This is a genomic window from Synechococcus sp. R3-13 (assembly GCF_047462195.1).
Taxonomy (GTDB): Bacteria; Cyanobacteriota; Cyanobacteriia; order Thermostichales; family Thermostichaceae; genus Thermostichus.
Window position 1 is genome coordinate 1 of the sequence record NZ_JANSIO010000240.1, and the last position, 1,305, is coordinate 1,305.

At 55.3% G+C, this 1,305-nt stretch carries 1 protein-coding gene; it reads right to left on the reverse strand.

What is annotated here, in order from left to right; translation table 11 throughout:
• On the reverse strand, positions 1-1,012 hold a 1,012-nt coding region (locus NW856_RS07495), incomplete at its 3' end, for a pyruvate formate lyase family protein (RefSeq protein WP_414399692.1).
• Positions 1,013-1,305: the final 293 nt, after the last annotated feature.

A 1,305-nucleotide genomic window follows, 5' to 3' on the forward strand; every position in this document is an offset into this window, starting at 1 on the left:
ACTCGGGCGTGCGCAAAAACCTGACCATGCGCAGCTTCATAACAAAGTGGTCAATGAGCTCCTGGGCCTCTTCCTCGGTGAGGATCCCGGCCTGCAGATCCCGCTCGATGTAGATGTCCAGGAAGGTGGACACCCGCCCCAAGGACATGGCCGCCCCGTTTTGCTCCTTGACGGCTGCCAGGTAGGCCAGGTACAGCCATTGGATGGCTTCGCGGGCGTTGGCTGCCGGACGGCCCAGGTCAAACCCGTAGCGGGATCCCATCTCTTTCAGCTCTTGTAGGGCCTTAATCTGCTCGGAGAGCTCCTCCCGCAGGCGGATGGTCTCTTCGTCCATCGTGTCCAGGTCTAGACTGGCTTTTTGGGCCTGCTTGTCTTCGATGAGCCGATCCACCCCGTAGAGGGCCACCCGCCGGTAGTCCCCAATGATGCGACCCCGACCGTAGGCATCGGGCAGGCCGGTGATGATCCCGGAGCGACGGCAGCGGCGCATCTCTTCGGTGTAGGCATCGAAAACGCCGTCGTTGTGGGTTTTGCGGTACTGGGTAAAAATTTCCTTGGTGCGGGGATCCAGCTCGTAGCCATAGGCTTTGAGGGAAGACTCCACCACGCGGATGCCGCCAAAGGGCATGATGGCCCGCTTCAGGGGTTTGTCCGTCTGCAGCCCCACAATTTGTTCCAGCTCTGGGTCGATATAGCCAGGGGCGTGGCTGGTGATGGTAGAGGGAACGGCAGTATCGGCATCTAGGATCCCTCGCTCTCGCTCCAGAGCCATCAAATCCTTGACCTTGGCCCACAGCCGCTGGGTGCGCTCGGTGGCTGCAGCTAAGAAGGTTTCATCACCGGTGTAGGGGGTGTAATTCCGTTGAATAAAGTCTCTGACATCGATGCAGCGCTGCCAGGATCCCGGCGCAAAATCGCTCAAAACTTTTTGACCGGCTGCGTTGGATCCTGTCCTTGGTTCCGCCTTCAATTCTGTAGGTGATGCTACAGAACGCTGCACACTGGCAACCATAACAATCCTCCCGGCTATTACGCCTGATAATCTATCGACAGGGCGAGGCAGCACCCCGGCCTTTGCCCCACGCAGGCTCTAAAAGAGAGCTAAAGAACCAATAGATCTCTGCAAGGCTTATAGGGATCCTACGAAGGGCTTTTAGCAACTCTTCTGTTTCTTTTTTAGGCGTTCTAAATACACCTCGCCTGATTTAATTTTAGTCCCTTGCGCTCTGAGGATATTTTCGGTTGCGTGATTTTTTAATCTTATTTTCATCCTATTTTTTAATGCTGTTTTAATATCTTCTTAAC